Source organism: Bradyrhizobium sp., from assembly GCF_016462955.1.
GTDB lineage: Bacteria > Pseudomonadota > Alphaproteobacteria > Rhizobiales > Xanthobacteraceae > Bradyrhizobium.
This window is the reverse complement of sequence record NZ_JAEMSD010000425.1, coordinates 4,425-6,036: the sequence shown is the minus strand read 5'-3', so window position 1 is coordinate 6,036 and position 1,612 is coordinate 4,425. Positions and strand designations below refer to the sequence as shown.

The 1,612-nt window shown below is 67.4% G+C and carries 1 protein-coding gene; it reads right to left on the bottom strand.

Annotation, left to right across the window (positions count from 1 at the left end; genetic code table 11):
- Positions 1-1,612: MG2 domain-containing protein (locus JHD07_RS30550; protein ID WP_291628885.1), on the bottom strand; the 1,612-nt coding region annotated here is incomplete at both ends.

The following is a 1,612-nucleotide window of genomic DNA, read 5'->3' as shown; positions in this document are numbered from 1 at the left end:
GTCATGGTGTCGCCCGAGCCATATTGCGGCTTGTCGATCGAGGTCTCCAAGAGATCCGGCGTGTCGGCGCTGCCGTCGGAATACCAGCCGACGTCGAACTGGACCGAGGTCACGGGGCCGTCGGCATCGTTGGTCCGCACGTCGAGCCGGTAGCGGCCCGGCTGCGGGCTGAGCGAGATCCGCGCCGGCTTGTCGGCGGCGATTACGACGTCACCGTCGGCGACGCGCGAGGTCGACTTGACCGGCTCGTACTCCCAATAATTGTTCTGGCGATACCATTGGTAGCGCGATTCCATCTTCAGGAGCTCGTAGCGCAGGCCGTCGCGGCGCAGCCTCTCGCCCTCGGGCGAAACGAACACCACATCGAACTCGGCCTTGTCGCCCTCGGCGACGTTCTTGTCGCCGAACAGCGGCTTGATGCCGATCTGCGCCGCGCTGGGCGCGACCGGCAGCACGATCTTGCGCTCCACGGCGCGGCCGCCGGTCTCGACCATGCGGACGAAGATCTGCGCCTCCTGCGGGCGGGTCGAAGCCGGCTGCTTGTCCAGCGTCACCGGGAAGGTGGCAACGCCATTGGCGTCGGCCTCGGGCAGGTTCTCGAGCGGCGTTCGCTCGTTCGAGGTGCTCTCCTCGTCGTCCACGCCGAACTTGTAGCCGGCAAAGCCCGGACGTTCGCTCGCGGGCGCAATCAGCATGTCGCCTTCGAGCTGAAGGCCCGAGGCCGGTGCGCCGTAAAGGAAATGACCATCGGCCTTAAGCTCCACTGGAGCGTTAGCTTTGATGACCTTGTCCTTGGCCGACAAGTCGAATTCGATCCGATCGGGCACGTAGTCTTCGACCATGAAGGTGGTCTCGCCGACCGAGGCGCCCTTCGGATCGGTGAAGGCGCGGACGCGCCAGGTGCCGGTCGGGACGGCCGAGTTGAGCGGCACGGCCAGCGTGCGGCCGCCGGCACCCTGGTCGGCCAGCACAGCGCGGCGATATTCGACGCCGTCGGGCCGCTCGATCAGCAGCGTCATCGGCCCGCCCGTGACGGCATTGCCCTGCCCGTCACGCAAGAGCGCGGTGAGATAGACCGTCTCGCTGGACCGGTAGACGCCGCGCTCGGCATAGACGAAGGCGTCGGCACCAGCGGGCACCGCGCGACCGGAGACGCCGCGGTCGGACAGGTCGAAGGCGGAGGACTTGAGGCTCAGGAAGGCGTAGTCGGCCTTCTCGGCAGTGACCGTGAGCATCGCCGGCGACAGGCCGCCCTCGCCACGCGCAAGCCCGGCCTCGAACACCGCGTGGCCGGCACCGTCGGTCTGGCGCGTCGCCAGGATCTCGTTGTTGCGGGCGATCAGCCGCACCTCGGCCTTGACGATAGGGTCGGTCGACGCCAGCGAATTGACGAAGACGTGGATGCCGTCATTGCCGGAGTAAGCGGAAATGCCGAGATCTGAGACGATGAACCATTGCGTGGCAAGCTGGGACTCGTCGTCGGAGCCCGGGCCCTTGGCCGCGGCCGTCATGACGTAGACGCCGGGCTGGAGCTCGCCCACTGCCTGGTCCACCGGGAATGCCGTGGTGACGTCCTGGTTCAGCGTTATCGCGGTCGCGAGCTCGCCGGACC